This window comes from Agrobacterium albertimagni AOL15 (assembly GCF_000300855.1).
GTDB classification, from domain to species: Bacteria; Pseudomonadota; Alphaproteobacteria; order Rhizobiales; family Rhizobiaceae; genus Allorhizobium; species Allorhizobium albertimagni.
Map to the genome: position 1 here is coordinate 417,471 of NZ_ALJF01000010.1, position 25,148 is coordinate 442,618.

General features: G+C 61.6%; 30 protein-coding genes. 21 read left to right on the plus strand and 9 right to left on the minus strand.

Annotation, left to right across the window (positions count from 1 at the left end):
• The first annotated feature begins 181 nt into the window (after positions 1-181).
• The 3 genes from QWE_RS13800 (at position 182) to QWE_RS13805 (ending at position 2,270) form a co-directional block, all read left to right on the plus strand.
• Complete coding sequence (locus QWE_RS13800) at positions 182-1,498, plus strand: D-alanyl-D-alanine carboxypeptidase family protein (RefSeq protein ID WP_006726755.1); 1,317 nt, start codon at positions 182-184, stop codon at positions 1,496-1,498.
• Positions 1,499-1,621: 123 nt separating this feature from the next.
• Complete coding sequence (locus QWE_RS24745; RefSeq protein WP_006726756.1) at positions 1,622-1,831, plus strand: type II toxin-antitoxin system HicA family toxin; 210 nt, start codon at positions 1,622-1,624, stop codon at positions 1,829-1,831.
• 25 nt (positions 1,832-1,856) lie between these two features.
• Positions 1,857-2,270 carry a type II toxin-antitoxin system HicB family antitoxin gene (locus tag QWE_RS13805; protein ID WP_006726757.1) on the plus strand — a complete coding sequence of 138 codons (414 nt, stop codon included), beginning with the start codon at positions 1,857-1,859 and terminating at the stop codon, positions 2,268-2,270.
• A gap of 1 nt (position 2,271) precedes the next feature.
• On the opposite strand, the gene QWE_RS13810 is transcribed toward QWE_RS13805, so the two are convergent.
• The 3 genes from QWE_RS13810 to QWE_RS13820 form a co-directional block, all read right to left on the minus strand.
• Positions 2,272-2,733, minus strand: a complete 462-nt coding sequence (locus QWE_RS13810) for a bleomycin resistance protein (protein WP_006726758.1) — start codon at positions 2,731-2,733, stop codon at positions 2,272-2,274.
• Positions 2,730-4,145, minus strand: a complete 1,416-nt coding sequence (gene tldD, locus QWE_RS13815) for a metalloprotease TldD (RefSeq protein ID WP_006726759.1) — start codon at positions 4,143-4,145, stop codon at positions 2,730-2,732. The genes QWE_RS13810 and tldD overlap by 4 nt, the downstream gene beginning before the upstream one ends.
• 110 nt (positions 4,146-4,255) lie before the next feature.
• Positions 4,256-4,735, minus strand: a complete 480-nt coding sequence (locus QWE_RS13820; RefSeq protein ID WP_371418469.1) for an invasion associated locus B family protein — start codon at positions 4,733-4,735, stop codon at positions 4,256-4,258.
• A gap of 375 nt (positions 4,736-5,110) precedes the next feature.
• Between QWE_RS13820 and coxB the strand changes: the two genes are divergently transcribed.
• The 11 genes from coxB to QWE_RS13875 all read left to right on the plus strand — a co-directional run bounded on the left by coxB (position 5,111) and on the right by QWE_RS13875 (position 13,569).
• Positions 5,111-5,995 carry a cytochrome c oxidase subunit II gene (coxB, locus tag QWE_RS13825; protein WP_085942937.1) on the plus strand — a complete coding sequence of 295 codons (885 nt, stop codon included), beginning with the start codon at positions 5,111-5,113 and terminating at the stop codon, positions 5,993-5,995.
• Positions 5,996-6,009: 14 nt separating this feature from the next.
• Positions 6,010-7,668: a cytochrome c oxidase subunit I gene (gene ctaD, locus QWE_RS13830; RefSeq protein WP_006726762.1), complete on the plus strand. Its 1,659-nt coding sequence runs from the start codon at positions 6,010-6,012 to the stop codon at positions 7,666-7,668.
• A 90-nt stretch (positions 7,669-7,758) separates the two neighbouring features.
• Complete coding sequence (locus QWE_RS13835; RefSeq protein WP_006726763.1) at positions 7,759-8,715, plus strand: heme o synthase; 957 nt, start codon at positions 7,759-7,761, stop codon at positions 8,713-8,715.
• Positions 8,715-8,849, plus strand: coding sequence for a hypothetical protein (locus QWE_RS25905; RefSeq protein WP_006726764.1), 135 nt, complete (start codon positions 8,715-8,717; stop codon positions 8,847-8,849). The genes QWE_RS13835 and QWE_RS25905 overlap by 1 nt, the downstream gene beginning before the upstream one ends.
• 14 nt (positions 8,850-8,863) lie before the next feature.
• Entirely contained in the window at positions 8,864-9,472 is a 609-nt protein-coding gene (locus tag QWE_RS13845) for a cytochrome c oxidase assembly protein (RefSeq protein ID WP_006726765.1), read from the plus strand.
• Positions 9,473-9,527: 55 nt separating this feature from the next.
• On the plus strand, positions 9,528-10,403 hold the full coding sequence (locus QWE_RS13850) for a cytochrome c oxidase subunit 3 (protein WP_006726766.1): 876 nt from the start codon (positions 9,528-9,530) through the stop codon (positions 10,401-10,403).
• Positions 10,404-10,544: 141 nt separating this feature from the next.
• On the plus strand, positions 10,545-10,928 hold the full coding sequence (locus QWE_RS13855; RefSeq protein WP_006726767.1) for a DUF983 domain-containing protein: 384 nt from the start codon (positions 10,545-10,547) through the stop codon (positions 10,926-10,928).
• A gap of 7 nt (positions 10,929-10,935) precedes the next feature.
• On the plus strand, positions 10,936-11,679 hold the full coding sequence (locus QWE_RS13860; protein ID WP_052018195.1) for an SURF1 family protein: 744 nt from the start codon (positions 10,936-10,938) through the stop codon (positions 11,677-11,679).
• 72 nt (positions 11,680-11,751) lie between these two features.
• Entirely contained in the window at positions 11,752-12,117 is a 366-nt protein-coding gene (locus QWE_RS13865) for a DUF1304 domain-containing protein (protein WP_006726769.1), read from the plus strand.
• Between the two features lie 10 nt (positions 12,118-12,127).
• Entirely contained in the window at positions 12,128-13,126 is a 999-nt protein-coding gene (gene ispH, locus QWE_RS13870; protein ID WP_420804558.1) for a 4-hydroxy-3-methylbut-2-enyl diphosphate reductase, read from the plus strand.
• Between the two features lie 44 nt (positions 13,127-13,170).
• Positions 13,171-13,569, plus strand: coding sequence for a DUF5333 family protein (locus tag QWE_RS13875; RefSeq protein ID WP_240532549.1), 399 nt, complete (start codon positions 13,171-13,173; stop codon positions 13,567-13,569).
• Between the two features lie 20 nt (positions 13,570-13,589).
• Here the strand turns inward: QWE_RS13875 and QWE_RS13880 are convergent, their stop codons facing one another.
• Positions 13,590-15,290 carry a putative bifunctional diguanylate cyclase/phosphodiesterase gene (locus QWE_RS13880; protein WP_167539701.1) on the minus strand — a complete coding sequence of 567 codons (1,701 nt, stop codon included), beginning with the start codon at positions 15,288-15,290 and terminating at the stop codon, positions 13,590-13,592.
• A 127-nt stretch (positions 15,291-15,417) separates the two neighbouring features.
• Between QWE_RS13880 and QWE_RS13885 the strand changes: the two genes are divergently transcribed.
• From QWE_RS13885 to QWE_RS13905, 5 genes are all read left to right on the plus strand, one after another.
• Complete coding sequence (locus tag QWE_RS13885; protein WP_006726774.1) at positions 15,418-15,606, plus strand: type II toxin-antitoxin system HicA family toxin; 189 nt, start codon at positions 15,418-15,420, stop codon at positions 15,604-15,606.
• A gap of 4 nt (positions 15,607-15,610) precedes the next feature.
• Positions 15,611-16,045, plus strand: coding sequence for a type II toxin-antitoxin system HicB family antitoxin (locus QWE_RS13890; RefSeq protein WP_006726776.1), 435 nt, complete (start codon positions 15,611-15,613; stop codon positions 16,043-16,045).
• Between the two features lie 130 nt (positions 16,046-16,175).
• A complete protein-coding gene (locus QWE_RS13895; RefSeq protein ID WP_006726777.1) occupies positions 16,176-17,141 on the plus strand; it encodes a homoserine kinase in 966 nt (321 codons plus the stop codon).
• Positions 17,138-17,608, plus strand: a complete 471-nt coding sequence (gene rnhA / locus QWE_RS13900; RefSeq protein ID WP_006726778.1) for a ribonuclease HI — start codon at positions 17,138-17,140, stop codon at positions 17,606-17,608. Before QWE_RS13895 ends, rnhA begins: the two co-directional genes overlap by 4 nt.
• A gap of 94 nt (positions 17,609-17,702) precedes the next feature.
• Positions 17,703-18,011: a Dabb family protein gene (locus tag QWE_RS13905; RefSeq protein WP_006726780.1), complete on the plus strand. Its 309-nt coding sequence runs from the start codon at positions 17,703-17,705 to the stop codon at positions 18,009-18,011.
• A gap of 67 nt (positions 18,012-18,078) precedes the next feature.
• On the opposite strand, the gene QWE_RS13910 is transcribed toward QWE_RS13905, so the two are convergent.
• Entirely contained in the window at positions 18,079-18,570 is a 492-nt protein-coding gene (locus tag QWE_RS13910; RefSeq protein ID WP_006726781.1) for a peroxiredoxin, read from the minus strand.
• 71 nt (positions 18,571-18,641) lie between these two features.
• Complete coding sequence (locus QWE_RS13915) at positions 18,642-19,514, minus strand: protein-disulfide reductase DsbD domain-containing protein (RefSeq protein ID WP_100220907.1); 873 nt, start codon at positions 19,512-19,514, stop codon at positions 18,642-18,644.
• A gap of 163 nt (positions 19,515-19,677) precedes the next feature.
• Here QWE_RS13915 and QWE_RS13920 point away from each other — a divergent pair, with 163 nt between their 5' ends.
• The gene (locus QWE_RS13920) at positions 19,678-20,283 is read left to right on the plus strand and encodes a YqgE/AlgH family protein (RefSeq protein WP_006726783.1); all 606 of its coding nucleotides are present in this window, start codon (positions 19,678-19,680) and stop codon (positions 20,281-20,283) included.
• Positions 20,284-20,296: 13 nt separating this feature from the next.
• On the opposite strand, the gene QWE_RS13925 is transcribed toward QWE_RS13920, so the two are convergent.
• Positions 20,297-20,734, minus strand: a complete 438-nt coding sequence (locus tag QWE_RS13925) for a hypothetical protein (RefSeq protein ID WP_040300149.1) — start codon at positions 20,732-20,734, stop codon at positions 20,297-20,299.
• Positions 20,731-21,582 carry an AraC family transcriptional regulator gene (locus QWE_RS13930; protein ID WP_006726785.1) on the minus strand — a complete coding sequence of 284 codons (852 nt, stop codon included), beginning with the start codon at positions 21,580-21,582 and terminating at the stop codon, positions 20,731-20,733. The genes QWE_RS13925 and QWE_RS13930 overlap by 4 nt, the downstream gene beginning before the upstream one ends.
• A 178-nt stretch (positions 21,583-21,760) precedes the next feature.
• On the opposite strand from QWE_RS13930, the gene QWE_RS13935 reads away from it, so the two are divergent.
• Positions 21,761-22,396 (plus strand): LysE family translocator, encoded by a 636-nt coding sequence (locus QWE_RS13935; protein ID WP_006726786.1) that lies wholly within the window; start codon positions 21,761-21,763, stop codon positions 22,394-22,396.
• A gap of 12 nt (positions 22,397-22,408) precedes the next feature.
• Here the strand turns inward: QWE_RS13935 and QWE_RS13940 are convergent.
• On the minus strand, positions 22,409-25,148 hold a 2,740-nt coding region (locus QWE_RS13940), incomplete at its 5' end, for an EAL domain-containing protein (protein WP_006726787.1).

Here is a 25,148-nt window from a genome sequence, read left to right on the forward strand (position 1 = left end):
TGTGGATTAACTCTCCATTCACCATGATTGAGCGACGTTATGGGGAATGACGGTTGCATTTGATTCCGATCGGCTGATTGTCGCCCCATTCTTGCCATAGGGGCTCAAGCCCAAGACGGCGGATCGATCGAATCGGACCAGTCGCAGTCATCATTGAAATCCGGGCGGCATTGGAGTTTTCATGAGCAAGTTGCTGATCGCGTTCTCGTTTTGCGTGGCGATCCTTACCCTCTCGACGACAGCCCAGGCAGGGAGTGCCCAACTTCTTCTCGATGCCCGCACCGGCGAAGTCCTCGCCTCCGAAAATGCCGATGTGCTCAATCATCCGGCATCGCTGACCAAGATGATGTCCGTCTACATGGTTTTCGATGCGATCAAGGCCGGCAAGCTCAGCTGGGATAGCCCCGTTCCCTTTTCGAAACACGCCGCCTCCCGCCCGCCGACCAAGCTTTTCGTCAAGGCAGGCGACAGCATCACCGTCCGTGAAGCCGTGCTCGCCTTGATCGTCCGGTCGGCCAATGACGCAGCCGCAGCGGTGGGTGAGAAGATCGGCGGCAGCGAGGAGGGCTTTGCGGCCCTGATGACGCGCAAGGCCCGCTCGCTCGGCATGATGAACACCACGTTCTTCAATGCCTCCGGCCTGCCGCATGCGCAGCAGTTCACCACCGCCCGCGACATGTCGACCCTCGGCGTTGCGCTGATGCGCGACTTCCCGAAGGAGTATGAACTCTTCGCCACCAAGAGCTTCAAGTTCCGCGGCAAGACGATCACCGGCCACAACAATCTGATGTATCGCTACAAGGGCATGGACGGCATCAAGACCGGCTATACCAATGCCTCGGGTTTCAATCTCGTCAGCGCCGTCGAGCATGACGGCCGCCGCGTCGTCGGCGTCGTCTTGGGTGGCCGAACCGCCGCCAGCCGCGACAAGATCATGGAACGCCTGATCGACGCCAACATCAAGAAGGCAACGAGCGGCCGTCAGCTTCTCGTCTCCCGCTCGACCGGTGCGCAGATGGATCTCGCCCGCCTCGGCGACGCCGTGCCGGTACCGGTTTCCCGCCAGTCGGCGCTGGCCGCAGTGCAGGGGCTGGCCGGCGCAACAAACGTTGCGACACCGGGTACCGCCTCGGCTTACGCGCCGTCATCTGGGACCGCAACCGCAGACCTCGTCGCGACCCCGGCAAGCCGCTTTGCCGCCGTCGACCCGCAGCAGACCGCAAGCACGCCTGCTGCATCGGTCGAGCGCAGATGGCAGATCCAGATCGCCGCTGCGACATCCGCCCAGGCTGCCATGGACTTGCTCTCCCAGGCCCGCCAGAAAGTCGGCGGCCCGCTCCAGGATCTCGACACCTATACCGAAATGGTCACCCGCAACGGCGTCACCTTCTACCGCGCCCGCTTCACCGGTTTCGTCACCAAGCAAGAGGCCCGCACGGCCTGCGACAAGCTGGTCCGCCAGCGCTACGACTGCGTGCTGATGCCGGCGCGTGGGTGAGGGCCTATCTCTTAAACCCTAGAATGCTAGAGCTTTCGTAGTCTCAGGCTTGCCATAACATCGCCGAGCACGCAGCGATACTTGATCGCGCGCCGAGTTGTGTATAAATACACAAGGTGAGATATGGGCTCGAGACATGCGCCGCTGACGCCGCGAGAGGTAGATCGGAAGCTCCGTGCAGATGGCTGGTCCATCAAGCGAAAGGGGCCGGGTGATCATGTGCAATACGCTCATCCGGATAGGCCGGGTAAGGTTACCTTGGACATGGGCGTCCGCGAGGTCCCGACGGGCACCTTGCGCTCCATATTCAAGCAGGCTGGATGGGACTGGTAACGCCAGTTATGAGGAGGGAGTGAGAATGCCTTTCGCTCACGCTGTTCTGCATGAAGAAAACGGCGCCTTCGGCATCTCATTTCCTGATTTTCCAGGGTGCATCACCGGTGCTGATAGTGAGGAAGAGGCCATCCGAAAGGCGGATGAGGTCTTGACCTTCCACGTCGGCGGTATGCTGGAAGATGGGGAAGTGCTGCCTGTGCGCAGGAGTCTCAGGGAGCTGCTCGCGGATCCTGAAACGAGGGAGGCATTAAGTGACGGCGTACTGTTTCTGGCGCGCTACGAATTGCCCCGGAAATCCATTCGGATCAACATCTCCATGGACGAGACGCTGATCGAGGCCATAGACCGCGCGGCAGAACACGCCAATCAGTCGCGCTCGGGATTTTTGGCCGATGCTGCGCGCCAGCGAATTCGTGACCTCCTGAAGGCCGAGTGAGCTAGCCTGGTAGCTGTCCGGCACCATCGAATGTCTTAATAGGCCCCCGCCGCTCCCCGAGATCTTCGAACAGCCTCAAGAGATACCCATCCGGATCGGCTACGACGAATTGCCGGTTGCCGACCTCATGGTCGTCGCGGCGATACCATTTCTCCTCGAGCGGCAGGTACAGCGCCACGCTTGCCGCAGCGAGGCGATCAAGTATGACCGAGACATCAGCGACACGGATCTGCATGTTCAGGCCGCGGCCGAAGGGCCGTTCGACAGGAGCGCCCTCAACTTTGAAGGTCCGACCGATTCCGATCTGGTCGATCATCAGCTGCGCGTCTCCGAGGGTCAGAAAACTGAAGCCTTCCTCGGGCCGCTCATAGGCAATCTCAAATCCGATCAGGTCGCGGTAGAAAGTGCGGCTCGTCCGCCAGTCAATGACTGCGAGTTCGGGGACGAGCGCGTTCTCCCTCAAGCCTTGGTCCCGCCCACCGTAATCTGGTCCATCCGCAGATGCGGCTGACCAACGCCGACCGGCACCCACTGGCCGGCCTTGCCGCAATTGCCGATGCCGGTGTCGAGCTTGGTGTCGTTGCCGATCATCGAGATACGTTTCATAGCATCGGGACCGTTGCCAATCAGCATGGCGCCTTTGACCGGTGCTCCGATCTTGCCGTTTTCGATCAGATAGGCCTCGGTGCAGCCGAAGACGAACTTGCCCGAGGTGATGTCGACCTGGCCGCCGCCGAAGGAGACGGCATAGATGCCCTTTTTCACCGAGGCGATGATCTCGTCCGGTGTCTTGTCACCCGACAGCATGTAGGTATTGGTCATGCGCGGCATGGGCTGGTGCGCATAACCCTGGCGGCGACCGTTGCCGGTCGCCTTCATGCCCATCAGCCGGGCGTTCTGCCGGTCCTGCATGTAGCCGACGAGTTTGCCGTTCTCGATCAGCACATTGTAGGCGGACGGCGTGCCCTCGTCGTCGACGGTGATCGAGCCGCGCCGGTCGTTGATGGTGCCGTCGTCAACGACGGTCACACCGGGAGCTGCCACCATCTCACCCATCAGCCCGGCAAACGCCGATGTCTTCTTGCGGTTGAAGTCACCTTCCAGGCCGTGCCCGACGGCCTCGTGCAGCATGACGCCCGGCCAGCCATTGCCAAGCACGATGTCCATGGTGCCGGCCGGCGCTTCCTGGGCTTCGAGATTGACCAGCGCCTGGCGCAGGGCATCGTCGGCACCGCGACGCCAGCTCTCCTCGGTCAGGAATTCGTTGAAACCCATGCGCCCGCCCACACCGAAGGAGCCGCTTTCCTGGCGGTCACCCTGGCCGGTGACAATGGAAATGCTGATGCGGGTCATCGGTCTGATGTCACGCACCCGGTGGCCGTCGGCGCGCAGGATCTCGACCACCTGCCAGCTGGCGCCGACGGTTGCCGTCACCTGCCGGACCTTGGGGTCCTTGTCGCGCAGATAGGCATCGATCTCCGACAGCAGCTTAACCTTCTCCTCGAAGGTCGGGGAGCCGATCGGATTGCCGTCGCCATAGAGTTTGGCATTGGTCCGCTGCGGTGCTGTCGCGTAAGAGCCCGAATAACCATGGGTCACGGCACCGACTGCATCTGCCGCTCTAGACAGCGCGGCCAGTGACAGCTCGCCGGAATGGGCATAGCCGACCGCTTCGTCGGCGACGGCGCGCAGGCCGAAGCCCTGGTCGGTGTTGAACGAGCCACCCTTCAGGCGCCCATTGTCAAAGGTCAGCGATTCCGCCTGGGCGTGTTCGACGAAAAGCTCGCCGTCGTCAGCGCCCTTCAGAGCATCGGCGACGCGCCGTGTGAGGGTCGCCTCGTCGCAATCGAAAAGGGAGAGAAGGTCCTGGGTCATGCATGTCTCCTTGGGCGCTGGCATCCAGCATGTAGGCGCGCAACGAAAGAGGGGCAAGCCCGCCGGACTTGCCCCTCTAGAGAATGTCATCACGATCCGGCGACTGCGCCTTACGGCAGCGTGTCATAGCCTTCGCCGAAACCTGCAAGCTCGATCGGAATGCCGACGCGGTCCTGGTCTGCCGATTCGCGCAGGGCAAAGACGGCGGCCTTGCCGGCGCGCAGGATCTTCATCAGCTCTTCGTCGATCTCGACTTCGACATAGCAGCCTTCCGAGAAGCAGCGGGTGAAATAGGCGCGACCGATATTGTTGCCGTCGACAAAGAGCTCCATGCCGTCCTTCAGGAGGACGCCGAGCGGTGCAAGAATGCGCAGGATGCGGGCCTTGCGATCGGCGGTCTTCAGGACGACGACGGAGAGGCCGACTTCCGGCCGGTCTTCCGCAATCACGTTCTGCATCAGCGCACATTGCTCTTCCGAGGCGCCGGCCGGCTTGTCGCAGATGACAGACCAGGCACCATGGTTGGAACGGATCGAGCCCGGCTGTTGTTGCGGTTGCTGGCTCAGCGCCGGGGTGGCGAGTGCGGCCATCAGCACGGCGCTCGCGGTCAGGCTCGACCAGGCAAGTCTAGGCAGACCCATGAAAACCTCTGGAAAACGAATCATTGTCGACATTCTTGTCGCGAGGGTCCGCAAATGGAAGCCCCGACGCCTGTTTTAAGGTCGACTACGGCATAATTGGGACTGCAGCACCGGGATCGAAGTGCAATCGGACGGCCTTTTTGGCCCCATCTGGCGAAAGCTTGTGAATGCAGGCGCATCTATTTGATGAAGCGCAAAAATGCCGCACCGCCTTTCGCGCGGGCGTATTGCGATTGCGGCCAATCTGTGATTTGAAACGGCGACACTAGCATGATTTTTGCGCTATGGTTTGATGTGGATCAAGCGCTTGTGGGAGACCAAACCGTGATGAAGAGAACCTATGCAGCCTTGGCCGCTTTGGCCTGTCTGCTTTTCGCTTCTGTAGGCTTCGCCGATCAGCCGAAGCCCTGGCAGATGGGTATGCAGGAACCAGCCACCTCCATCATGGAGTTCAACAGCTGGTTCGAGCAGTACACACTGTGGTTCATCGTTCCGATCACCATCTTCGTTCTGATTCTCCTGATCCTCGTGGTCGTGAAGTTCCGCGCGGCTGCCAATCCGGTGCCGTCGAAGACGAGCCACAACACGGCGATCGAGATCGTTTGGACGGTGGCTCCGGTTCTCATCCTATTCGCGATTGCCATTCCGTCCTTCAACCTGCTGACCTATCAGCTGAAGATGCCGGAAAATCCTGATGTCACGATCAAGGCGACCGCAACGCAGTGGCTCTGGTCCTACGAATACGAGGGCGAGCAGGCCGTATCCTTCGATAGCTACATGCTGAAGGAAACCGACCGTGCTGCCATCGGCAAGGAAGATGTCGCCCGTTATCCGCGCCTTCTGGCTGTTGATAACGAAGTCGTCGTTCCCGTCGGCAAGACCGTTCGCCTGCTGGTCACGGCCGCCCCGACCGACGTTATCCACGCTTTCGCAATGCCGGCCTTCGGCATCAAGATCGACGCGATCCCCGGCCGCCTGAACGAAACCTGGTTCCGCGCCGACCGTGAAGGTCTCTACTACGGCCAGTGTTCGGAGCTGTGTGGCAAGGACCACGCCTACATGCCGATCGCCATCCGCGTCGTCACCGACGAGCAATACGCGACTTGGCTTGAGGCTGCGACCTCGGATCTGTCGGGCGCCAACCGCGCTCTCATGGCTGCTGTCGACGGCGATGCCGCCGTCCAGACTGCCGAAAACACCACGAACTGAGAGGAGTGAGGTCAATGGCTGGCTCTGTTGCCCACGACGAACACGCACATCATGACCATAAGCCGGGCTTCTTCGCCCGCTGGTTCCTGTCGACCAACCACAAGGACATCGGTACCCTCTACCTGATCTTCGCGATCGTTGCGGGTATCATCGGTGCCGCCATGTCGGTTGCCATGCGCATGGAGCTTCAGGAGCCTGGCATCCAGATCTTCCACGGCCTGGCCCAGATGGTCTACGGCTTCGAAGGTGACGCTGCCATCGATGGCGGCAAGCACATGTATAACGTCTTCACGACGGCGCACGCGCTGATCATGATCTTCTTCATGGTCATGCCTGCGCTGATCGGCGGCTTCGCCAACTGGATGATCCCGATCATGATCGGTGCTCCGGACATGGCTTTCCCGCGCCTCAACAACATCTCCTTCTGGCTGATCGTCCCGGCCTTCCTGCTGCTCGTACTTTCGATGTTCGTCGAAGGTCCGGCAGGCGCCTACGGCGTCGGTGGTGGCTGGACGCTCTATCCGCCGCTCGCGACCTCGGGTCAGCCCGGTCCGGCGGTTGACCTTGCGATCTTCGCGCTCCACGTCTCCGGTGCGTCCTCGATCCTCGGTGCGATCAACTTCATCACCACGATCCTGAACATGCGCGCTCCGGGCATGACGCTGCACAAGATGCCGCTCTTCGCCTGGGCCGTTCTGGTCACTGCCTTCCTTCTGCTGCTGTCCTTGCCTGTTCTCGCTGGCGGCATCACCATGCTTCTGACCGACCGCAACTTCGGCACGACCTTCTTCTCGCCCGAAGGCGGTGGTGACCCGGTTCTCTACCAGCACCTGTTCTGGTTCTTCGGTCACCCGGAAGTCTACATCCTGATCCTGCCCGGTTTCGGCATCGTCAGCCACATCATCTCGACCTTCTCGAAGAAGCCTGTTTTCGGCTACCTCGGCATGGCCTACGCCATGGTCGGCATCGGCGCCGTCGGCTTCGTAGTGTGGGCTCACCACATGTACACGGTCGGCCTCTCGCTCGCCGCCCAGCGTTACTTCCTCTTCGCAACCATGGTCATCGCGGTGCCGACCGGCATCAAGATCTTCTCCTGGATCGCGACGATGTGGGGCGGCTCGCTGACCTTCAAGACCCCGATGGTCTGGGCGATCGGCTTCATCTTCCTCTTCACCGTCGGTGGTGTTACGGGCGTCCAGCTCGCCAATGCCGGCCTCGACCGCTCGCTGCATGACACCTATTACGTCGTGGCCCACTTCCACTACGTTCTGTCGCTCGGCGCCGTCTTCGCGATCTTCGCTGGCTGGTACTACTGGTTCCCGAAGATCACCGGCTACATGTACAACGAGTTCGTCGGCAAGCTGCACTTCTGGGTCATGTTCGTCGGCGTGAACCTCGTGTTCTTCCCGCAGCACTTCCTCGGCCTTGCCGGCATGCCGCGCCGTTACATCGACTATCCGGATGCCTATGCCGGCTGGAACTATGTCTCGTCGATCGGCTCCTACATCTCGGCCTTTGCGGTTCTCGTCTTCCTCTACGGCGTCTTCGAAGCCTTCGCCAAGAAGCGCGTCGCTGGCGACAACCCCTGGGGTGAAGGTGCAACCACGCTGGAATGGCAGCTGTCTTCGCCGCCGCCATACCACCAGTGGGAACAGCTGCCGAAGATCAAGTAAGCAGCGCGTAACCTGCGCACGGATATCGGGCGCCGCGGTCCTCAGGATCGCGGCGCCCGCAAAACCAAACGAAAGACGGAATTCGAAAGCATGACGGTCATCGACAATCGCGACGTATTCGGCATCGAAGGCGAGGTCCGCCTGTCCGAAGCCGGCCCGCGCGATTTCTTCGCGCTCCTGAAGCCGCGGGTCATGTCGCTCGTCGTCTTCACGGCACTGGCCGGCCTCGTGCTCGCCCCCGGCTCCATCAATCCGGTCATCGGTTTCATTGCGATCCTCTGCATCGCCGTCGGCGCCGGCGCATCCGGCGCGCTCAACATGTGGTACGATGCCGACATCGACGCCATCATGAGCCGCACGGCAAGCCGCCCGGTTCCGGCCGGTCGCGTCACGCCAGAAGAGGCGCTCGCCTTTGGCCTCGTTCTCTCGGTCTTTTCGGTCGGCGTGCTTGGCCTTGCCGTCAACTGGTTCGCAGCCTTCCTGCTCGCCTTCACCATCTTCTTCTACGCCGTCGTCTATACGATGTGGCTCAAGCGCTCGACCCCGCAGAACATCGTCATCGGCGGTGCGGCCGGGGCCTTTCCGCCCATGGTCGGCTGGGCCTGCGTCACCGGCGGCGTATCGCTCGACAGCTTCATCCTGTTCATGATCATCTTCCTCTGGACGCCGGCGCATTTCTGGGCGCTCGCGCTGTTCAAGATGAAGGACTACGGCGCAGTCGGCGTTCCCATGATGCCGAACGTTGCAGGCATCCCCTCGACCAAGCGCCAGATCGCCGTCTATGCGGTCCTGACGGCCGTGACCGGCGTCCTACCGAGCTTCACAGGCCTGTCGTCGATCGGCTACGGCATTGTGGCAGCCCTTCTCGGCGCCATCTTCGTGCACTGTTCCATCGCCGTCTGGCGCATGGCCGACGGCGACGAGAAGATGGTGCCGGCCAAGAAGCTGTTCGCCTATTCGATCTTCTATCTCTTCGCGATCTTCTCGGCTCTGATGATCGACCTTTACGTCGCGCCCTTTGCGGCAAGCCTTGGAGGTGCCGCCTGATGGACACCGTCGAACTGAACGACAAGCAGAAGAAATCTCGCCGCGGCCGCAACATCGCGCTCGGCGTGGTGCTCGCAGCTCTGGTGGTCATCTTCTACGTGGTGACCATCATCAAGATCGGTAACGTGGGTTAAAGAGGCTTCACACCGTGACTGTATCCTACGATGACAAGAAAGCTTCGGAGCGTCGCAATCTCGGCGTGGCGACCGCTTGCGTCGTGTTCGTCGGTGGCATGATCGGCATGGCCTATGCTGCCGTTCCGCTCTACCAGCTCTTCTGCCAGGTCACCGGCTATGGCGGCACGACACAGCGCGTCGAACAGATGTCGGATGTCGTGCTCGACCGCACGATCAACGTCACCTTCGACGCCAATGCCTCTCCCGGCCTCAACTGGGATTTCAAGGCGGTCGACAAGAAGGTGACGCCGAAGATCGGCGAAACCGTGCAGATCACCTATACCGCGACGAACAATTCGCCCCATCCGGTCACCGGCGAGGCGATCTTCAACGTGACGCCCGGCGAAGCCGGCGCCTACTTCAACAAGGTCCAGTGCTTCTGCTTCACGAAGACCACGTTGCAGCCGGGCGAAACACTGGAAATGCCGGTCGTCTTCTTTGTCGACCCCGCCATCGTCGAGGCGGAGGAGACAAAGGGCATCGGAACGATTACCCTGTCCTACACCTTCTATCCGCGCGATGATCAGGAGCCGGTGGCCGCATTGTCGGTCGGTGAGGGCGAGGAACAGCCGAAACTGTGAGAGGGCTCCGGTTCGCCGGAACTCGTAATGAAATTGACATTCGGGGATTGCTGAAATGGCCGAAGCGCACCAGAAGAACCACGACTACCACATCATCGATCCGAGCCCCTGGCCGCTCCTGGCCTCGATCGGCGCCTTCGTCCTCACCTTCGGTGGCGTCGGCTACATGCGCTACCTCAACGGCGGTTCGCTGAACCTCTTCGGCGTGGATTGGGCCAATCCGTGGCTGTTCTATATCGGCCTCGCGATCGTGCTTTTCACCATGTTCGCCTGGTGGGCAGACACCATCAAGGAAGCCCACGAAGGCCATCACACCCGCGTCGTGTCGCTGCACCTGCGCTACGGCATGATCATGTTCATCGCTTCCGAAGTGATGTTCTTCGTCGCCTGGTTCTGGGCCTTCTTCGATGCCAGCCTCTTCGCCAACGAAGCGATCCAGGCCAGCCGCGTCGAGTTCACCGGTGGTCAGTGGCCGCCTGTCGGCATTGAGGTCGTCGATCCCTGGCACCTGCCGCTCTACAACACCGTCATCCTGCTGCTCTCGGGCACCTGCGTGACCTGGGCGCACCATGCCATGCTGCACAACGATCGGAAGGGCCTCGTCTACGGCCTGCTCTTGACCGTGCTGCTCGGCGTCCTGTTCTCCTTCGTTCAGGCCTATGAATACGCCGTCTCGCCCTTCGACTTCAAAAACTCGATCTATGGCGCAACCTTCTTCATGGCGACCGGCTTCCACGGCTTCCACGTTCTGGTTGGCACGATCTTCCTGATTGTCTGCCTGTTCCGTGCGCTCGCTGGCCACTTCACCCCGCAGCAGCATTTCGGCTTCGAAGCCGCTGCCTGGTACTGGCACTTCGTCGACGTCGTCTGGTTGTTCCTCTTCTTCGCCATCTACATCTGGGGCGACTGGGGTGCGCCGCTCGCCCACTGATCCGGGTGACGAAAGTTCCAGAAGGGCGGCGAAAGCCGCCCTTCGTGTTTTCGGCCCGTGCGACGATCCGGCACTCGTCGGGAACGACTGCATGCTCTAAGGGTTGGCCGGGGACATGAGACAGTATCAAGGAGAGCGCTGATGACCGAAGACAACGCGAAATTTCCGCCGGTGGATCCGGTCAAGGCGGCGCTGACGGCATCCTGCCCCCGCTGCGGCAATGGCAAGCTCTTCGACGGCTTCACCAAGCCGAAGGCCCGCTGCAATTCCTGCGGCCTCGATCTCTCCTGGATCGATGCCGGTGATGGTCCGGCGATCTTCGTCATCCTGCTGGCCGATCTCCTGGTGGTCGGGTTCGCGGTCTGGGTGGAACTGACCTATCAGCCCTCCATGTGGCTACACATCCTTGTCTTTGCCCCGCTTGGCGTGGCGCTGACGCTTTGGCTCATGCGCTTCCTGAAGGCGCTGCTGATCGCCCTGCAATACAAGCACAACGCCTCGCAAGGGGTGATCGACCGTGGCTGATTCCCGGCTGAACGAGGCAGACCAACAGGGGCGCCGCACCTGGCGGTTCTGGGCCGCACTGGTTCTGGTGCCGGTAGCGCTCGTCATCCTGCTTTCGCTCGGCACCTGGCAGGTCAACAGGCTGCACTGGAAGGAAAGCCTGCTCGCCGACATCCAGGAACGCAGCAATGCCGCTCCCCTGGATGTCGCGGCTTTGGAGCGCCTGATGGCCGAGGGCGAGGCGATCGACTATCGCCACGCCACGGTCGCTGGCCGATATCTGCATGACAAGGAGCGCCATTTCCTGGCGACCTTCGGCGGACAGTCGGGCTTCTACGTCTACACACCGCTTCAACTGGAGGATGGCCGCTATCTCCTGGTCAACCGCGGATTCGTTCCTTACGACCGCAAGGATCCCGCCAGCCGCGGTGAGGGGCAGATCGAAGGGCTTCAGACGGTCACCGGCCTCGCCCGGGAAGAGCTGACGGAAAAACCCTCCTCGCTGGTGCCAGACAATGATGAAGCGGCGAACATCTTCTACTGGAAGGATCTGAGCCGCATGGCGGCCTCCGTGGACCTGCCGGCAGATCGTGTTCTGCCCTTCTTCCTCGATGCCGATTCGACCCCGGTCGCCGGTGGTCTGCCCAAAGGTGGCGTGACGCAGATCGACCTGCCCAACAACCACATGCAATATGTCATCACCTGGTACGGCCTGGCAGTTGCCCTCGTGGCTGTCGCGGTCGCAGGTCTGTTCAGGCGCAAAACCCGATAGTCCGAAGAGAGCTTTTCGGCTAAACACGCAAGGCCGTGCGGTCCCGATCGATCGCCGCCAAGGGGTACATGCATGTCCTATCTCGCTTCGACACTGGTCGCGCTCGTCGCGCTTGAACACATCTATATTCTGATCCTCGAGATGTTTCTCTGGACGACACCGACCGGTCGCCGCGCCTTCGGCATGAAACCGGAACAGGCCGAAGCGACCAAGGTCATGGCCGCCAATCAGGGCCTCTACAACGGCTTCCTTGCGGCCGGCCTGATCTGGGGGCTGCTGCATCCCGATACTGCCCTTGGTTTTCAAATTCAGTTGTTTTTCCTTGGCTGTGTGCTGGTCGCCGGCCTATATGGGGGTGCAACGGCCTCGCGGAAGATTTTCGTCATCCAGGCGCTTCCCGCAGCCATCGCCATTATTGCTGTCCTGATTGCCGGCTGACCCGATGAACATGCACATGAACCGCCCCCCTCTGACGATCAGGCTTTGCGGCCCGCGCGGCTTCTGCGCTGGCGTCGATCGCGCGATCCAGATCGTCGTGCTCGCCCTTAAGCGTTATGGGGCGCCGGTCTATGTCCGCCACGAGATCGTCCACAACCGTTATGTCGTGGAAGGGCTCGAGGCCAAGGGGGCGATCTTTGTCGAGGAACTCGACGAGATCCCTGCCGAGCACCGCCAGCAGCCCGTGGTCTTCTCCGCCCATGGCGTGCCAAAATCCGTCCCGGAAGACGCGGCAAGCCGCAACCTCTTCTATCTCGATGCCACCTGTCCGCTGGTCTCCAAGGTCCACAAGCAGGCCATGCGTCACCAGCGCCTCGGCCGCCACGTGATCCTGATCGGCCATGCCGGCCATCCCGAAGTCATCGGCACCATGGGCCAGCTTCCGGAAGGTACAGTCTCCCTTGTAGAGACGGTCGAAGAAGCCGATGCCTACCAGCCGGCAGATCCGGACAATCTCGGCTACGTCACCCAGACCACGCTCTCCGTGGACGACACCGCCGGCGTCATCGCCCGCCTGATGCAACGCTTCCCGAACCTGACTGCGCCCTCGGCCGACAGTATCTGCTACGCCACCACCAACCGCCAGGAAGCGGTGAAGGCGGCTGCTCCCGGCTGCGACCTCTTCATCGTCGTCGGCGCACCCAATTCGTCGAATTCTAAGCGCCTCGTCGAAGTCGCCTTGAGGGCAGGGGCCACCCGCTCGATGCTCGTTCAGCGGGCCTCCGAGATCGACTGGTCCGAGATCGGCGAGATCGGAACGCTCGGCATTTCCGCCGGCGCGTCCGCCCCGGAAGTCATCGTCGACGAAATCATCGACGCCTTCCGCCAGCGCTTCGATGCCAAAGTCGAGCTGGCGATCACGGCGGAAGAAAACGAACACTTCCTGGTCAACCGCGAATTGCGCGATGTTGAACTGACCCGAGAGGATATGGCCTGGGTCAATGGATGACCGCCTCAGCAGCCTGAAATTTGAGGATATCGATTTTGAAAAAGATGGTTTCGTCTGGCCTCGTTTGCCTTCTGTCTCTCACCGCTTGTTCCACTTCGTCCGAAGCGCCGAAACCTGCAGCCAGTCCAGCCATCGAAGAAGCTTTCTTTGACTACACGCTTGAGGTCGGCAAGGCGCGCCTCCTGCAGCGGAAATGCCCGGAGCTCGCCATGAACTTCGATGGCCTGATGGCTGAACTCAGGTCGCGCCCTCAACTGGCCCGCTCACAGGCGCGGCTATCCGCCGACAGCATCGACAAGGGCCGGTTGGCGGACGCTATCGATCGGTTCGAGAAGCAGAACGGCCTGTACCGCGCTGATAAGAGTGCCTATTGCGCCTTCGGCAAGAAGCAGATTGCAGCCAAGACCAGAACCGGCCGACTGCTGCAGCTCCGGAGCAAATAGGGCGACCGAGGCGTTTCGCGTTAGCGCCCCGTCGACGGGATCTTCTTCGCGCCCCCGGTCCGGTCGACGCATGCCAGGGCATCCATGAGACGCATCGGGCGGCCATAGAGATAACCTTGGCCTTCCTGGCAACCGATCTCGCGCAAGACGCTCTCTTGCGCAATGACCTCTATGCCCTCGGCCACCGTGCGCAATCCCATCTCCCGGCTCATCGCGACAAGCGCCTTGGTGATCGCGGCATCCGAAGGTCGCGTGCGAATATCGCGGATGAAGCCGCGATCGATTTTGAGGGTGGTCAGCGGATAGCGTTGCAGCGAACTCAAGGACGCAAATCCGGTCCCGAAATCATCGAAGGCGACACACACGCCGAGGTCGCGGATTGCCTTCAGGGCCTGCACGCTTGCATCCGCATCGTTCAGCGCGACCTGTTCGGTGATCTCCAGTTCCAGCCACTCGGGCGCCACCTGATGGTGTTCCAGCGCCTCTCCGACGCGGTCGCACAGATGCGGCGACCGGAACTGTTGCGGAAAGAGATTGACGGCGATCCGGTATCGGCCGTCCGGTCGATTGACGAGCGCAGCCATCCGGCACGCCTCTTCAATGGTCCACCAGCCGATGTCGCAGGCAAGCGAGCTTTGCTCCAGAGACGGCAGGAAGGCACCCGGCAAAAGCACGCCGAGCTCGGGATGGTTCCAGCGGATCAGCGCTTCGAAGCCCACCACGCTGCGTGTCGCAAGGTCGACCTGCGGCTGGTAGAACATCTCGAGTTCATCATTCTGCAGCGCGCGACGCAGCCGGTCGCGCATGTCGCGTTTGGCCTGGCTTTCGTTGCGCATGGATGTCTCGAAGAAGCGATAGGCTCGGCCACCGGCCGCCTTGGCGCGGTAGAGGGCGAAATCGGCCGAGGCCAGCAGTTCTTCCGCTTCGCCGCCATGGGAGGGCGAAAGCGCAATCCCGATGCTCGCGCCCAGTTCCAGCTCCAGACCTCCGAGGCTGAAAGGCTTGCGGAATGCTTCGAGGATCCGCGCCGCCTCGCTTTGTGCAAAGAGCGGATCACCACTGTCAGGGAGGAGCACCGCAAACTCGTCGCCGCCGAGGCGTCCGATCACCGCGTTCTCGCCAAGCAGATAGGGTAGCCGCACACCCACCGCTTGCAGGAGGCTATCGCCGACAAGATGGCCATGCGTATCGTTGACGTCCTTGAAGCCATCCAGATCCATCATCAGGAGCGTGCAGGCCGCACCCGAGGATAGCTTTTCAGCCAGAACGCTCATGAATTCATGCCGGTTGTGCAGCCCGGTCAAGGTGTCGTGCGAGGCCAGGCGCATCAACCGCGCATCACGCTCGCGCCGTTCGGAGATGTCACGAATGGTTGCCCCGGCCCAGAAACCGTCCTCTGACGTCCACATGGAGAGCGTGATCTCGATCGGAAATTCCGTTCCGTCGCTCTTCAGCGCTGACACTTCCACCGGCTTTCCCGCAAGCCCTGGCTTGGCGCCCGCCGCGGCATTGGCCATGCCCGCCGTATGGGCGCCACGCATGCGCTCGGGAATGATCATGGTGATCTGCCGGCCATGAACCTGCTCGGCTTCATAGCCGAACATGGCGCAGAAGGCGGCATTGGCGAAGCGGATGTCGCCTTGGCTGTCGACCACGATGAGCGCGAGGTTCATGGCCGCCGCAAAGTCGTGTGCCATGCGAGCAGTTGTGGGGAGATTCATTGCAACAGTCCCGCGTTGTTTCAGAAATGCTATCGGATCGACATTAGCAGTTCGTAAAGTGCTGATGCAAAATCGGCACAGGGCGGACGCCTTGAAAAGTGCGCATCGAGTGTGTATATTTCTTGGCATGAGGAGTTCAGCAGTCATCGCCGCGTTGAAAGCTGACGGGTGGTACGAAGTGTCCACCAAGGGAAGTCATGTCCAATTCAAGCATGACAAGAAGCCCGGCCGAGTCACTGTTCCCCATCCGAAGAGAGATCTGCCAATCGGCACCCTGAAAAATATTGAGAAGCAGTCTTCATTGAAGCTGAGGTGAGCTAATGCAGAATTTCATTGGTCTGATCCACAAGGATCCCGACAGCGATTATGGCGTCTCCTTTCCCGATTTTCCCGGTGTCGCCACGGCGGGTACGGATCTGGACGATGCACGCCGCATGGCGGAGGAAGCTCTGGCATTCCACGTCGAAGGCATGATTGAGGATGGTGAGGCCATTCCGGAGCCGTCGTCGCTCGAGGCGATCATGTCTGATCCTGAAAATGGCGATGCCGTGGCCGTTCTCATCCCGCTGAGAACCCCGGCGAAGAAGGCAGTTCGCGTCAACATCACTCTGGCCGAAGACCTCCTGCGTGCCATTGATGCCCATGCAGAGGCGCATGGTCTGACGCGCTCTGGTTTCTTGGCCAGGGCGGCAGAGCGTCAGATGATGAGCGACGACAATCCGAACAACATCAGGGGCTATGCGCTCTCTGCGTGACCATCGAAGTCATGCCCGCCGCGCCTGCAAGCACCATTTCCTGTGCCCGATGTCGTTGCGGGGCTGGCACCTGCAGCCCACCCGTTATAGGACTCGGGGGCAATCCCCGAAGCGGCACGGAACCAACGCTGTGGCAGTCTATACCGATATCAACGAAGTCGACCTCAAGGCCTTTCTGGCGCAGTATGAGGCAGGCGAACTGCTCTCCTACAAGGGCATCGCCGAAGGCGTGGAGAACTCCAACTTCCTGCTGCACACCTCGAAGTTTCCGTTGATCCTGACGCTTTACGAAAAGCGGGTCGAAAAGTCGGACCTGCCGTTCTTCCTCGGCCTGATGCATCATCTCTCCGAGCGCGGTCTCAACTGCCCGCTGCCATTGCCGCGCAAGGATGGCGAGCTGCTCGGAGAACTCTCCGGCCGTCCGGCCGCCCTCATATCCTTCCTCGAAGGCATGTGGCTGAGAAAGCCCGAGGCGCAGCATTGCCGCGAGGTGGGGGCTGCGCTTGCCAAGATGCATATCGCCGGCGAAGGCTTCGAACTCACGCGACCAAATGCCCTGTCGCTCGAAGGCTGGCAGGTGCTCTGGGCGAAATCCGAGGCGCGTGCCGACGAAGTGGAGGAGGGGCTGGAGGCCGAGATCGGCGCCGAGCTGGATTTCCTCTCCATCCATTGGCCGAAGGACCTGCCCGCTGGCGTCATCCATGCCGATCTCTTCCCGGATAACGTCTTCTTCCTCGGCGACACCCTGTCGGGCCTGATCGATTTCTATTTCGCCTGCAACGACCTCCTGGTCTACGACCTCTCGATCTGCCTGAATTCTTGGTGCTTCGAAAAGGACGGCGCCTACAACATCACCAAGGGCAAGGCCATGATCGAGGGCTACCAGTCGGTGCGCCCGCTCTCGGCCGCCGAGATCGAGGCCCTGCCGATCCTCTGCCGCGGTTCTGCTTTGCGCTTCTTTCTGACCCGCCTCTATGACTGGCTGACGACGCCGGCCGGCGCCCTGGTGGTGAAGAAGGATCCGCTTGAATATCTGAAGAAGCTGCGCTTCCACCGCGCGGTCACCAATGCCTCCGAATACGGACTGATTGCATGAAACATGTCGAGATCTACACAGACGGCGCCTGCTCGGGAAATCCCGGCCCCGGGGGCTGGGGCGCGGTGCTGCGCTACGGCGAAACCGAGAAGGAGCTTTCCGGCGGCGAGGCGGACACCACCAACAATCGGATGGAATTGCTGGCCACGATCACCGCACTGAATGCGCTGAAAGACGCCTGCGAAGTCGACCTTTACACCGACAGCAAATACGTCATGGACGGCATCTCCAAGTGGATCTTCGGCTGGAAGAAGAACGGCTGGAAGACCGCCGACAAGAAGCCGGTGAAGAACGGCGAACTCTGGCAGGCGCTCGACGTCGCCAACCAGCGCCACAAGGTCAAGTGGCACTGGGTCAAGGGCCATGCCGGCCACCCGGAAAACGAACGCGCCGATGAACTGGCCCGCAAGGGTATGGAGCCCTTCAAGAAATCGGGCGGCTTTCCCAAGTCCCTGATGGTGAAGTGAGCTGAGTGGAAAAGGGCAGGACGCGTCCTCATCCCCTTGCCCTTTCGCCCGTTGCCCCTATGCTCCCGTCAAAACACCATCACGGGAGACATCCATGATCCAGCACTGCGTGTTCCTGCGCTTCAAGGCCGCCGTCCAGGAGGCCGAGAAGCAGGCGATCTATGCGGCCATTGCCGATCTGAAGGACGTGGTGCCGGGCATGCTGGAGGTGAAGGCCGGGGCGAATGTCTCGCCGGAAGGGCTGGCAAGCGGCTACAATGACGGCTTCATCGTCACCTTCGAGGACGAGATGGTCCGCGACTATTACCTGAAGCATCCGAAGCATGTCGAAGTCGGCGAACGCATCGTCGGCGCAACCGACGGCGGCCTGGCCGGCATACTCGTCTTCGATCTGGCGCACTGACGCTTACGAAAACGAGAAGAGGCCCGGTTTCCCGGGCCTCTTCTCGTTTGGAAAATATCATCAGAGCTCAGGCGCTGAGCTGCTCGATCATCGTCGCAGCCGAGGAAACCGTCGCCTGGCCGGGGTTCTCCTCGATATTGAGGCTCTTCAGAACGCCGTCCTCGACCAGCATCGAATAGCGCTTCGAGCGTACGCCGAGCCCGCCGCCCGACAGGTCGATGTCGAGGCCGAGCGCCTTGGTGAAGGAGGCGTCCCAGTCGGCGAGGAAATGGATCTTGCCCTGGCCACCCGAATGCTGCGCCCAGGCGCCCATCACGTGCCAGTCATTGACGGAGATGACGGCGATGTCGTCGACGCCGCGCGCCATCAGCGCATCACGGTTTTCCAGGTAGCCCGGCAGGTGGTTCAGCGTGCAGGTAGGGGTAAAGGCTCCTGGTACGGCGAAGACGATGACCTTCTTGCCCGCAAACAGCTGTTCCGTGGTGATCTCCACCGGACCGTCGGCGGTCTTTTCCTTGAAGGTGGCCTGGGGCAGCTTGTCGCCAATGGCAATGGTCATGAAATCGTCCTCGCTTGGTTGCTCCATCCAGAACCCCTCCGAATGGCAATCGAGGCGAATATAGGAATGGGTCAATCAAAGGCAAGCGTGGTTTCCATGGCCCTGTTGCCGCTGACCACGAGAATGCCCCAGTGCTTGCCGGCGATCTTGTATTTCTTCGGCAGCTTGCCGATCGGCAGTGTCAGAACCGTCTCGCCACCTGTGCCTCGGGAGGCGACGGAATGGGTGAAGACATGGCCGCTCGGCCCGCTCACAAAAGCCTGCGGACTGTCGGCGCCGGCAGGCATCTTGAGCCTGACCACGAGTTCCCTGTGGTCTGCGCCGAGTTGGTGGTCAACGACGTGAAACTCGGGCGAGGGGCCGGGCGGCACCTGGGCCTGGGCAGCGCGGACAAGCGCCGTTTCGACAGCATTGGCCACGCCGTCTGTGTCTGGCGGCACGCTGAGATCGGCCTGGAAGGGAATGCAGATGTTCTGGCAGACCCCGACAAAGGCACTCAGCGTCACGCCGGTGTCATCGGGCGCGTTCTTGAGGGTGATCGGCAGGGTCACGGGATGGTCATAGCCGACATCGGTCATGTCGCCGTTCGTTAGAATCTTAGGCACGGGAAAGCCGACACGTTCCACGGTGTAGGCGGCGCCCGGCGCCGGCGTGATAGCGGGCGGAATGCCGACATCGCCGGGCTCTTTCCAATAGGTGATCCAGCCCGGCTTCGGCTCGATCACCAGGGCGCCGTGTCTCGTCCCGTCTGCCTCCTGGGGAAGCAGGATCAGACGCATACGCCCGCCTTCGTTCAGGGCCCAGTTGCTGCTTGCCGCAAGTGACGGCGTGGCGGGGAGGAGCGAGAGCAGGCCGATAGCCGCCGCAACGATCCATGCGCGGCTGCCGCGGGAAATGACTGAGAGATTGGAACAAGACATCGCGAAGTTCATTCTGGGGCTCATGTCTCCGGCTCTAGAAGATCGTTGTCGGCTTGGCCAGTCACGCTTGCTTCATGGTCATCATTTTGGGTTGATCGGAACCCGCTTCTGGCCCATCTTGAATGGGAGACCACATCTGAACCACGCGTGAAGCCGATTGCCGACAAGGCGAACCAAGGAGGCGGGCATGGCATTGTCGTCGAAAACCGATCTGAGAGAACGCGGCTTCCTGGATGGACAGCTGCTGATTGCCATGCCGGGCATGCCCGACGGCAATTTTGCCCGTGCGGTCGTCTATATCTGCGCCCATTCCGATGCCGGCGCCATGGGCTTCATCATCAATCGTTCGCAATCGGTGACCTTCGCCGATCTCCTTCTGCATCTGGAGCTGATCGACCGTAACGATGCGATCATGCTGCCCGATCACGCCCGCCATTTCCCCATCCAGTGCGGCGGCCCGGTCGAGCAGAACCGCGGCTTCGTGCTGCATTCCGACGACTATCTGTCGGACAGCTCGATCCCCGTCAGCGACGACATCTCGCTCACCGCCACGCTCGACATTGTCCGCGCCATTTCGGACGGTCGCGGTCCCCGCCACGCCACCATGCTGCTTGGCTATGCCGGCTGGGGCCCGGGGCAGCTGGAAGAGGAGATCGCCCAGAACGGCTGGCTGCATTGCGCGGCCACCGAAAGCCTGATCTTCGACCGTAGCCTCGACAACAAATACGACCGGGCCCTGGGGCTGATGGGCATCAATCCCGCGATGCTGTCGATGGATGCCGGGCACGCTTGATGGGCCGGCCCCTTTAGTGTCGCTGGTGGCGAGAGCCTGTGCTCTTCCGCTGGTGATAGGTCAGAGCTGCAGTCAGGCAGAATAGCAACGGCGTGCGAGGCATTGCGCGGTCGGCAGGGATCACAAGCGCACGGTTTCCCTCGAATTTGAAATCTGCTGGAAATGCGGTGCGAAACATGCCGATGAGGCTTGTCTTGCAGTTGAACAGCAGAGCACTCTCATGGGGCGCCTCTCGGGTGGCGCCCAGCCGAATGGTGGTTCCGCTTCGGCTGACCTCGGTCAAGTAAGCGGGCTCGCCCCATTTAAGCGTTTCCGTCAGTGAGCCGACATCTCCGATCTCCGCCGCGATCGTGAAGATCATTTGGCGGATGTCCAGGAGACGCTCCCGCCCGTTTTCTGAGTGGCGAGAGAGTGCGCGGTAAATGGCGTCCGGCACAGGTGGCACGGTCATGGTGCGGCTTTCAGAGGCAGGTGAATGTCGGTACGCAGTTCCGCTTGCGGCGTATTGCGCGGGTCGTTGAGATAGGCTTCGAAGATGGGAGCATCATCTGGCTCGTAACCGGAGGCGGGCAGCCAGACGCCGAGCAGCCAGCGATAGGCACCCCGCATGTCGGCATAGGGGCCCTTGTAGCTGAGCTTCGCATAGCACCCGCCGCGCAGAACGGTCTCCACCAGCGGCGCATCGATGGCAACCGGATCGGGTATCGGCAAGCAGGCACGCGAACGCATAGCGTGCTCGGGCCCGAGATCGGGATCGTCGAAAAACACGCCGATCATGGCTGGCTCCGCCGGGAGAAGACGGCGCTGGACAAGTTCGGCAAACAGCTTGCCCATGGCATGGTCGATCTGCATGTAGGACCCGATGTGATCGATCCCGGCGCAACGCCGCTCCGGCAAGGTTTCCACCGTCACGGGAAAGCCACTGCCGTCTTTGGCCATGTTCGCGGCCTTGAACGCGGCATGCGAGCCCATCCCGCGGTAAGCAGTCGGGCTCGTCCCGAAGGTCTCCTTGAATGCCCGCCCGAAACTGTCGGCAGCGCTGTAACCGGCGCGCCGGGTGATGGCCTGGATATCAGCATCGGAATTCGCGAGTTGATCCGCCGCACGCTGGAGCCTCAGCCGCCGGATCGTTGCAACAATCGTCTCTCCGCGCATGGCCGAATAGATCCGGCTCCAGTGGTAGGGCGATAGGCAGGCGACGTCCGCCAGACGGTCGAAAGAGAGATCACCGTCCAGATGGGTGTAGATGTAGTCGAGGACCCGATCGAGACGGTCGTGATAAACTTTCTGGCGATGCATGAGAACTCTCTGGTGTGCTTGAGGTTGTCTGAAGTCTTGCACGATCCAGACCAACAAATCCTGCGGAACTGGCCCATGCTGCAGACGACCCCGGTTGCAAGGCTTGCATCTCTCCACCTGAGAGGTCAATGATCCGAGCGTCTGGCCATCATGCCCGGATCACAGTGAGGCCCATCCCATGCCTGCCGTCGAAATCCTCTTCGCTTTCTTCGTCACCACGGCCGTCTTCGCCTTCATCCCGGGGCCGGCCATGCTCTACGTCGCGGCCCGCACGCTGGCTGCGGATCGCCGCGCGGGCCTGATGGCGACGCTTGGCATTCATGTTGGATGTTATGTGCATGTGGTGGCGGCCGCCGCAGGCTTGTCCATCCTTTTCCACCTGGTTCCCACGCTTTATCTCGCGGTGAAGCTCGCAGGCGCTGCCTATCTGATCTATCTCGGTGTCCGCATGTTCCGTGCCGCCCGCGCGGCTGGTGGCATGAGCGGCGCACTGCCGCCCGCAAAATCAGCGGGCCGTGCTTTCCTCGAAAGCATGCTGGTCGAGGTGCTCAATCCGAAGACGGCGATCTTCTTCCTGGCCTTCCTGCCGCAGTTCATCGATGCGACGGCAGGCTTTCCAGTCTGGCTGCAGTTCCTGATCCTCGGCACGGCCGTCAACGCCATGTTCACGGTTGCTGACATCGTCTGCGTGCTGGCAGCCGGCGCGATTACCACGCGCCTATCTCGGGTCTCGTCCCTACAGCGCAATCTGCAAAGGGCAGGGGGCGCAATCCTGGTCGGTCTCGGTCTTCACGTCGCCCTCCAGCGCACATAAAGACCCGGCGCCTCACGCCCGCTTCATTAGCGGAAACCGTTCCTTCAACAACCTCAGCACAGACTCGGCGCCGAGCGGCGGGCCGAACAGATAGCTCTGGCCGTAGTCGCAGCCCATCATGGCGAGGTCGGCAGCATCCTGGTCGGTCTGGATGCCCTCGGCCACGACCTGCATGTCGAGCCCGCGGGCCATCGAGACGACGGAGCGCAAGAGCACGGACTTCTTGTCCGACTGGTCGCAGACCAGCGCCTTGTCGAGCTTGATCGTGTCGAAAGGGAAGCGGGTGAGATAGGCGAGCGACGAATAGCCGGTGCCGAAATCGTCGAGCGCCAGGCTGATGCCGGTGTCCTTCAGCTTTTCCAGCATCAGGCGCGCCTGTTCCGGGTTTTCCATCACGACGCTTTCGGTCAGCTCCAGCTTGATCCGCTTCGGATCGCACTGCGTCTTCACCAGCATGGCGCGGATGTCGTTATAGATCTCGCTCGAAATCAGCTGAGCCGAGGAGAGGTTCACCGAGACGAAGACCGGAAGCTCGCCGGTCTGGCGTTCCCACTCCATCAGGTCGCTGGAGGCGCGCTCCAGCGCAAACATGCCGAGCGGCTCGATCAGGTCGGACATTTCCGCGATCGGAATGAATTCCGTCGGCGAGATGTTGCCGCGCTTTGGATGATCCCAGCGCATCAGCGCCTCGAAGCCGGCGATCTCGCCATTGGCGAGCTTGACGATCGGCTGATAGGCCATCGACAGCTCCTTGCGCTCGATGGCGCGGCGGAGATCCGTTTCGAGTTGGAGCCGGTCGGTGCTGACGGTGCGGAAAGCCGGGCGGAAGGGCTCGACGCGGTTGCCGCCGGTGCGCTTCGCCCGGTACATGGCAAGCTCCGCATCGGCGAGCAGGCTTGCCGCACTTTCCTGCTGATCGACCCAGGAGACAAGGCCGATCGAGGCCGTCAGGCTGATCTCGCGATTGGCAAAGTTGAGTGGCACCATGATCGCCTTGGAAACGGCATCGGCAAAGTCGGCGATCTTGGCCGGATCCTTTTCCGACACCAGGATGAGGCCGAATTCGTCGCCGGAAAGCCGCGCCAGCGTATCCTGAGGCTTCAGGAGCCGGCGCAGGCGGCGGGTGATGGCAATCAGGATATTGTCGCCGGCAGCGATCCCCAGCGCGTCATTGACCTGCTTGTAACGGTCGATATCGATCGCAAGCACAGTCGGCCGCACGCTGTCGGAGGTGGAAGCCAGCGACAGGATCGCCTGGAGCCGATCGAGGAAGACTTCACGGTTCGGCAGGCCCGTCAGATTGTCGTGCATGGCATCAACCAGCAGCCGGTCGATCGAGTTTTTCTGCTCGGTGACATCGATGATCGTGCCGACGCAGCGGATGACCTCGCCGTTCGAACCGAGCACCGGCCGGGCGCGGATCTTCAGCCAGTGGAAATGCCCATCTTCGGCGCGAATTCGGAATTCGTGGCTGAGGCGGCCCTTTCGGTGTTCGAGCAGCACGTCGAGCGTCGCGCGGAAGCGGTCGCGATCGTCAGGATGCAGGCGCGGCAGCCAGTTGCGGGCAGGGCCGTGCATGGTGCCGGGCGAGAGGCCAAGTCGTATCGAGACGTCAGGGCTCGTCACCACGCGGTCGCGCGCCACGTCCCAGTCCCAGACGGTGTCGCCGGAACCGGTGAGCGCCAGCGACTGGCGTTCGAGATCGGAGAAGAGGCCCTGCTGATAGGCGCCGCCGGCAAAGGCGTGCTGCATGACGGTGAAGCCGATCAGGAGAACGATGAGAACCAGACCACCGCCGAGCGCCGGCTGGATGATGTCATTGTCGAGCTGGCCGGTCACGGTCAGCCAGCCGGCGAAGAGCCAGACCAGGATCAGGGCCCAGGTCGGCACCAGAAGCACGGCGCGGTCGTATCGATTGAAGCCGAGATAGATGATCAGCCCGATACCGACGACGCCCGTCAGCGCGAAGGAAACGCGCGCAATGCCGGCCGCAATCGACGGGTCGAAGATCGCCACGCCGAAGAGCACGATAAGCCCGAGCATCCAGGCGAGCGTCGCATAGCCGAGATGCACGTGCCAGCGATTGAGATTGAGATAGGTAAAGAGGAAGATGACGAGCGAGGAGGCAAGCGCCACTTCCGCCCCCGCACGCCATATTCGGATGTCGGAGGAGGTGAGCGAGATCAGCTTCTCGAGGAAGCCGAAGTCGACGCAGATATAGGCGAGAACCGCCCAGGCGAGCGCTGCAGCCGCCGGTAGCATGGAGGTGCCTTTGACCACGAAGAGGATGGTGAGGAAGACCGCCAGCAGGCCGGCAATGCCAAGCACGATACCGCGATAGAGGGTGAAGGCGTTGACCGTGTCCTTGTAGGCGTCCGGTTCCCACAGATAGATCTGCGGCAATTCCGGTGTCGCAAGTTCGGCGACGAAGGTGATCACGGTGCCCGGGTTGAGCGTGATGCGGAAGACGTCGGCATCGGGGCTCGGCACGCGGTCGAGCGCAAAGCCTTCCGACGGCGTGATCGCCATGATCCGCTGCGAACCGAGATCCGGCCAGAACATCCTGGAACCGGAAAGGCGGAAATGCGGTGCGACGATGACGCGCTCCAGCTGTTCTTCCGAGACATTGGCGAGCGCAAAGACCGCCCAGTCGCCCTGATGCTCCGGCGAGCTCGAACGCACCTCGATGCGCCGACGAATGCCGTCCGCACCGGCTGCGGTCGACACCTGGAACGCCTCGCCCTGGTTCGTG

Coding starts and splice junctions, on each gene's coding strand:
- QWE_RS13890 (WP_006726776.1), top strand. CDS start 15,611: ATGCAGAATTTCATTGGTCTGATCCACAAGGATCCCGACAGCGATTAT.
- QWE_RS25905 (WP_006726764.1), top strand. CDS start 8,715: ATGGACACCGTCGAACTGAACGACAAGCAGAAGAAATCTCGCCGCGGC.
- QWE_RS13930 (WP_006726785.1), bottom strand. CDS start 21,582: ATGCATCGCCAGAAAGTTTATCACGACCGTCTCGATCGGGTCCTCGAC.
- QWE_RS13885 (WP_006726774.1), top strand. CDS start 15,418: ATGAGGAGTTCAGCAGTCATCGCCGCGTTGAAAGCTGACGGGTGGTAC.
- QWE_RS13805 (WP_006726757.1), top strand. CDS start 1,857: ATGCCTTTCGCTCACGCTGTTCTGCATGAAGAAAACGGCGCCTTCGGC.
- QWE_RS13855 (WP_006726767.1), top strand. CDS start 10,545: ATGACCGAAGACAACGCGAAATTTCCGCCGGTGGATCCGGTCAAGGCG.
- ctaD (WP_006726762.1), top strand. CDS start 6,010: ATGGCTGGCTCTGTTGCCCACGACGAACACGCACATCATGACCATAAG.
- QWE_RS13910 (WP_006726781.1), bottom strand. CDS start 18,570: ATGACCATTGCCATTGGCGACAAGCTGCCCCAGGCCACCTTCAAGGAA.
- QWE_RS24745 (WP_006726756.1), top strand. CDS start 1,622: ATGGGCTCGAGACATGCGCCGCTGACGCCGCGAGAGGTAGATCGGAAG.
- QWE_RS13905 (WP_006726780.1), top strand. CDS start 17,703: ATGATCCAGCACTGCGTGTTCCTGCGCTTCAAGGCCGCCGTCCAGGAG.
- QWE_RS13915 (WP_100220907.1), bottom strand. CDS start 19,514: ATGAGCCCCAGAATGAACTTCGCGATGTCTTGTTCCAATCTCTCAGTC.
- QWE_RS13835 (WP_006726763.1), top strand. CDS start 7,759: ATGACGGTCATCGACAATCGCGACGTATTCGGCATCGAAGGCGAGGTC.
- QWE_RS13800 (WP_006726755.1), top strand. CDS start 182: ATGAGCAAGTTGCTGATCGCGTTCTCGTTTTGCGTGGCGATCCTTACC.
- QWE_RS13925 (WP_040300149.1), bottom strand. CDS start 20,734: ATGACCGTGCCACCTGTGCCGGACGCCATTTACCGCGCACTCTCTCGC.
- QWE_RS13820 (WP_371418469.1), bottom strand. CDS start 4,735: ATGGCCGCACTCGCCACCCCGGCGCTGAGCCAGCAACCGCAACAACAG.
- tldD (WP_006726759.1), bottom strand. CDS start 4,145: ATGACCCAGGACCTTCTCTCCCTTTTCGATTGCGACGAGGCGACCCTC.
- QWE_RS13880 (WP_167539701.1), bottom strand. CDS start 15,290: ATGAATCTCCCCACAACTGCTCGCATGGCACACGACTTTGCGGCGGCC.
- rnhA (WP_006726778.1), top strand. CDS start 17,138: ATGAAACATGTCGAGATCTACACAGACGGCGCCTGCTCGGGAAATCCC.
- ispH (WP_420804558.1), top strand. CDS start 12,128: ATGCACATGAACCGCCCCCCTCTGACGATCAGGCTTTGCGGCCCGCGC.
- QWE_RS13850 (WP_006726766.1), top strand. CDS start 9,528: ATGGCCGAAGCGCACCAGAAGAACCACGACTACCACATCATCGATCCG.
- QWE_RS13875 (WP_240532549.1), top strand. CDS start 13,171: ATGGTTTCGTCTGGCCTCGTTTGCCTTCTGTCTCTCACCGCTTGTTCC.
- QWE_RS13935 (WP_006726786.1), top strand. CDS start 21,761: ATGCCTGCCGTCGAAATCCTCTTCGCTTTCTTCGTCACCACGGCCGTC.
- QWE_RS13920 (WP_006726783.1), top strand. CDS start 19,678: ATGGCATTGTCGTCGAAAACCGATCTGAGAGAACGCGGCTTCCTGGAT.
- QWE_RS13865 (WP_006726769.1), top strand. CDS start 11,752: ATGTCCTATCTCGCTTCGACACTGGTCGCGCTCGTCGCGCTTGAACAC.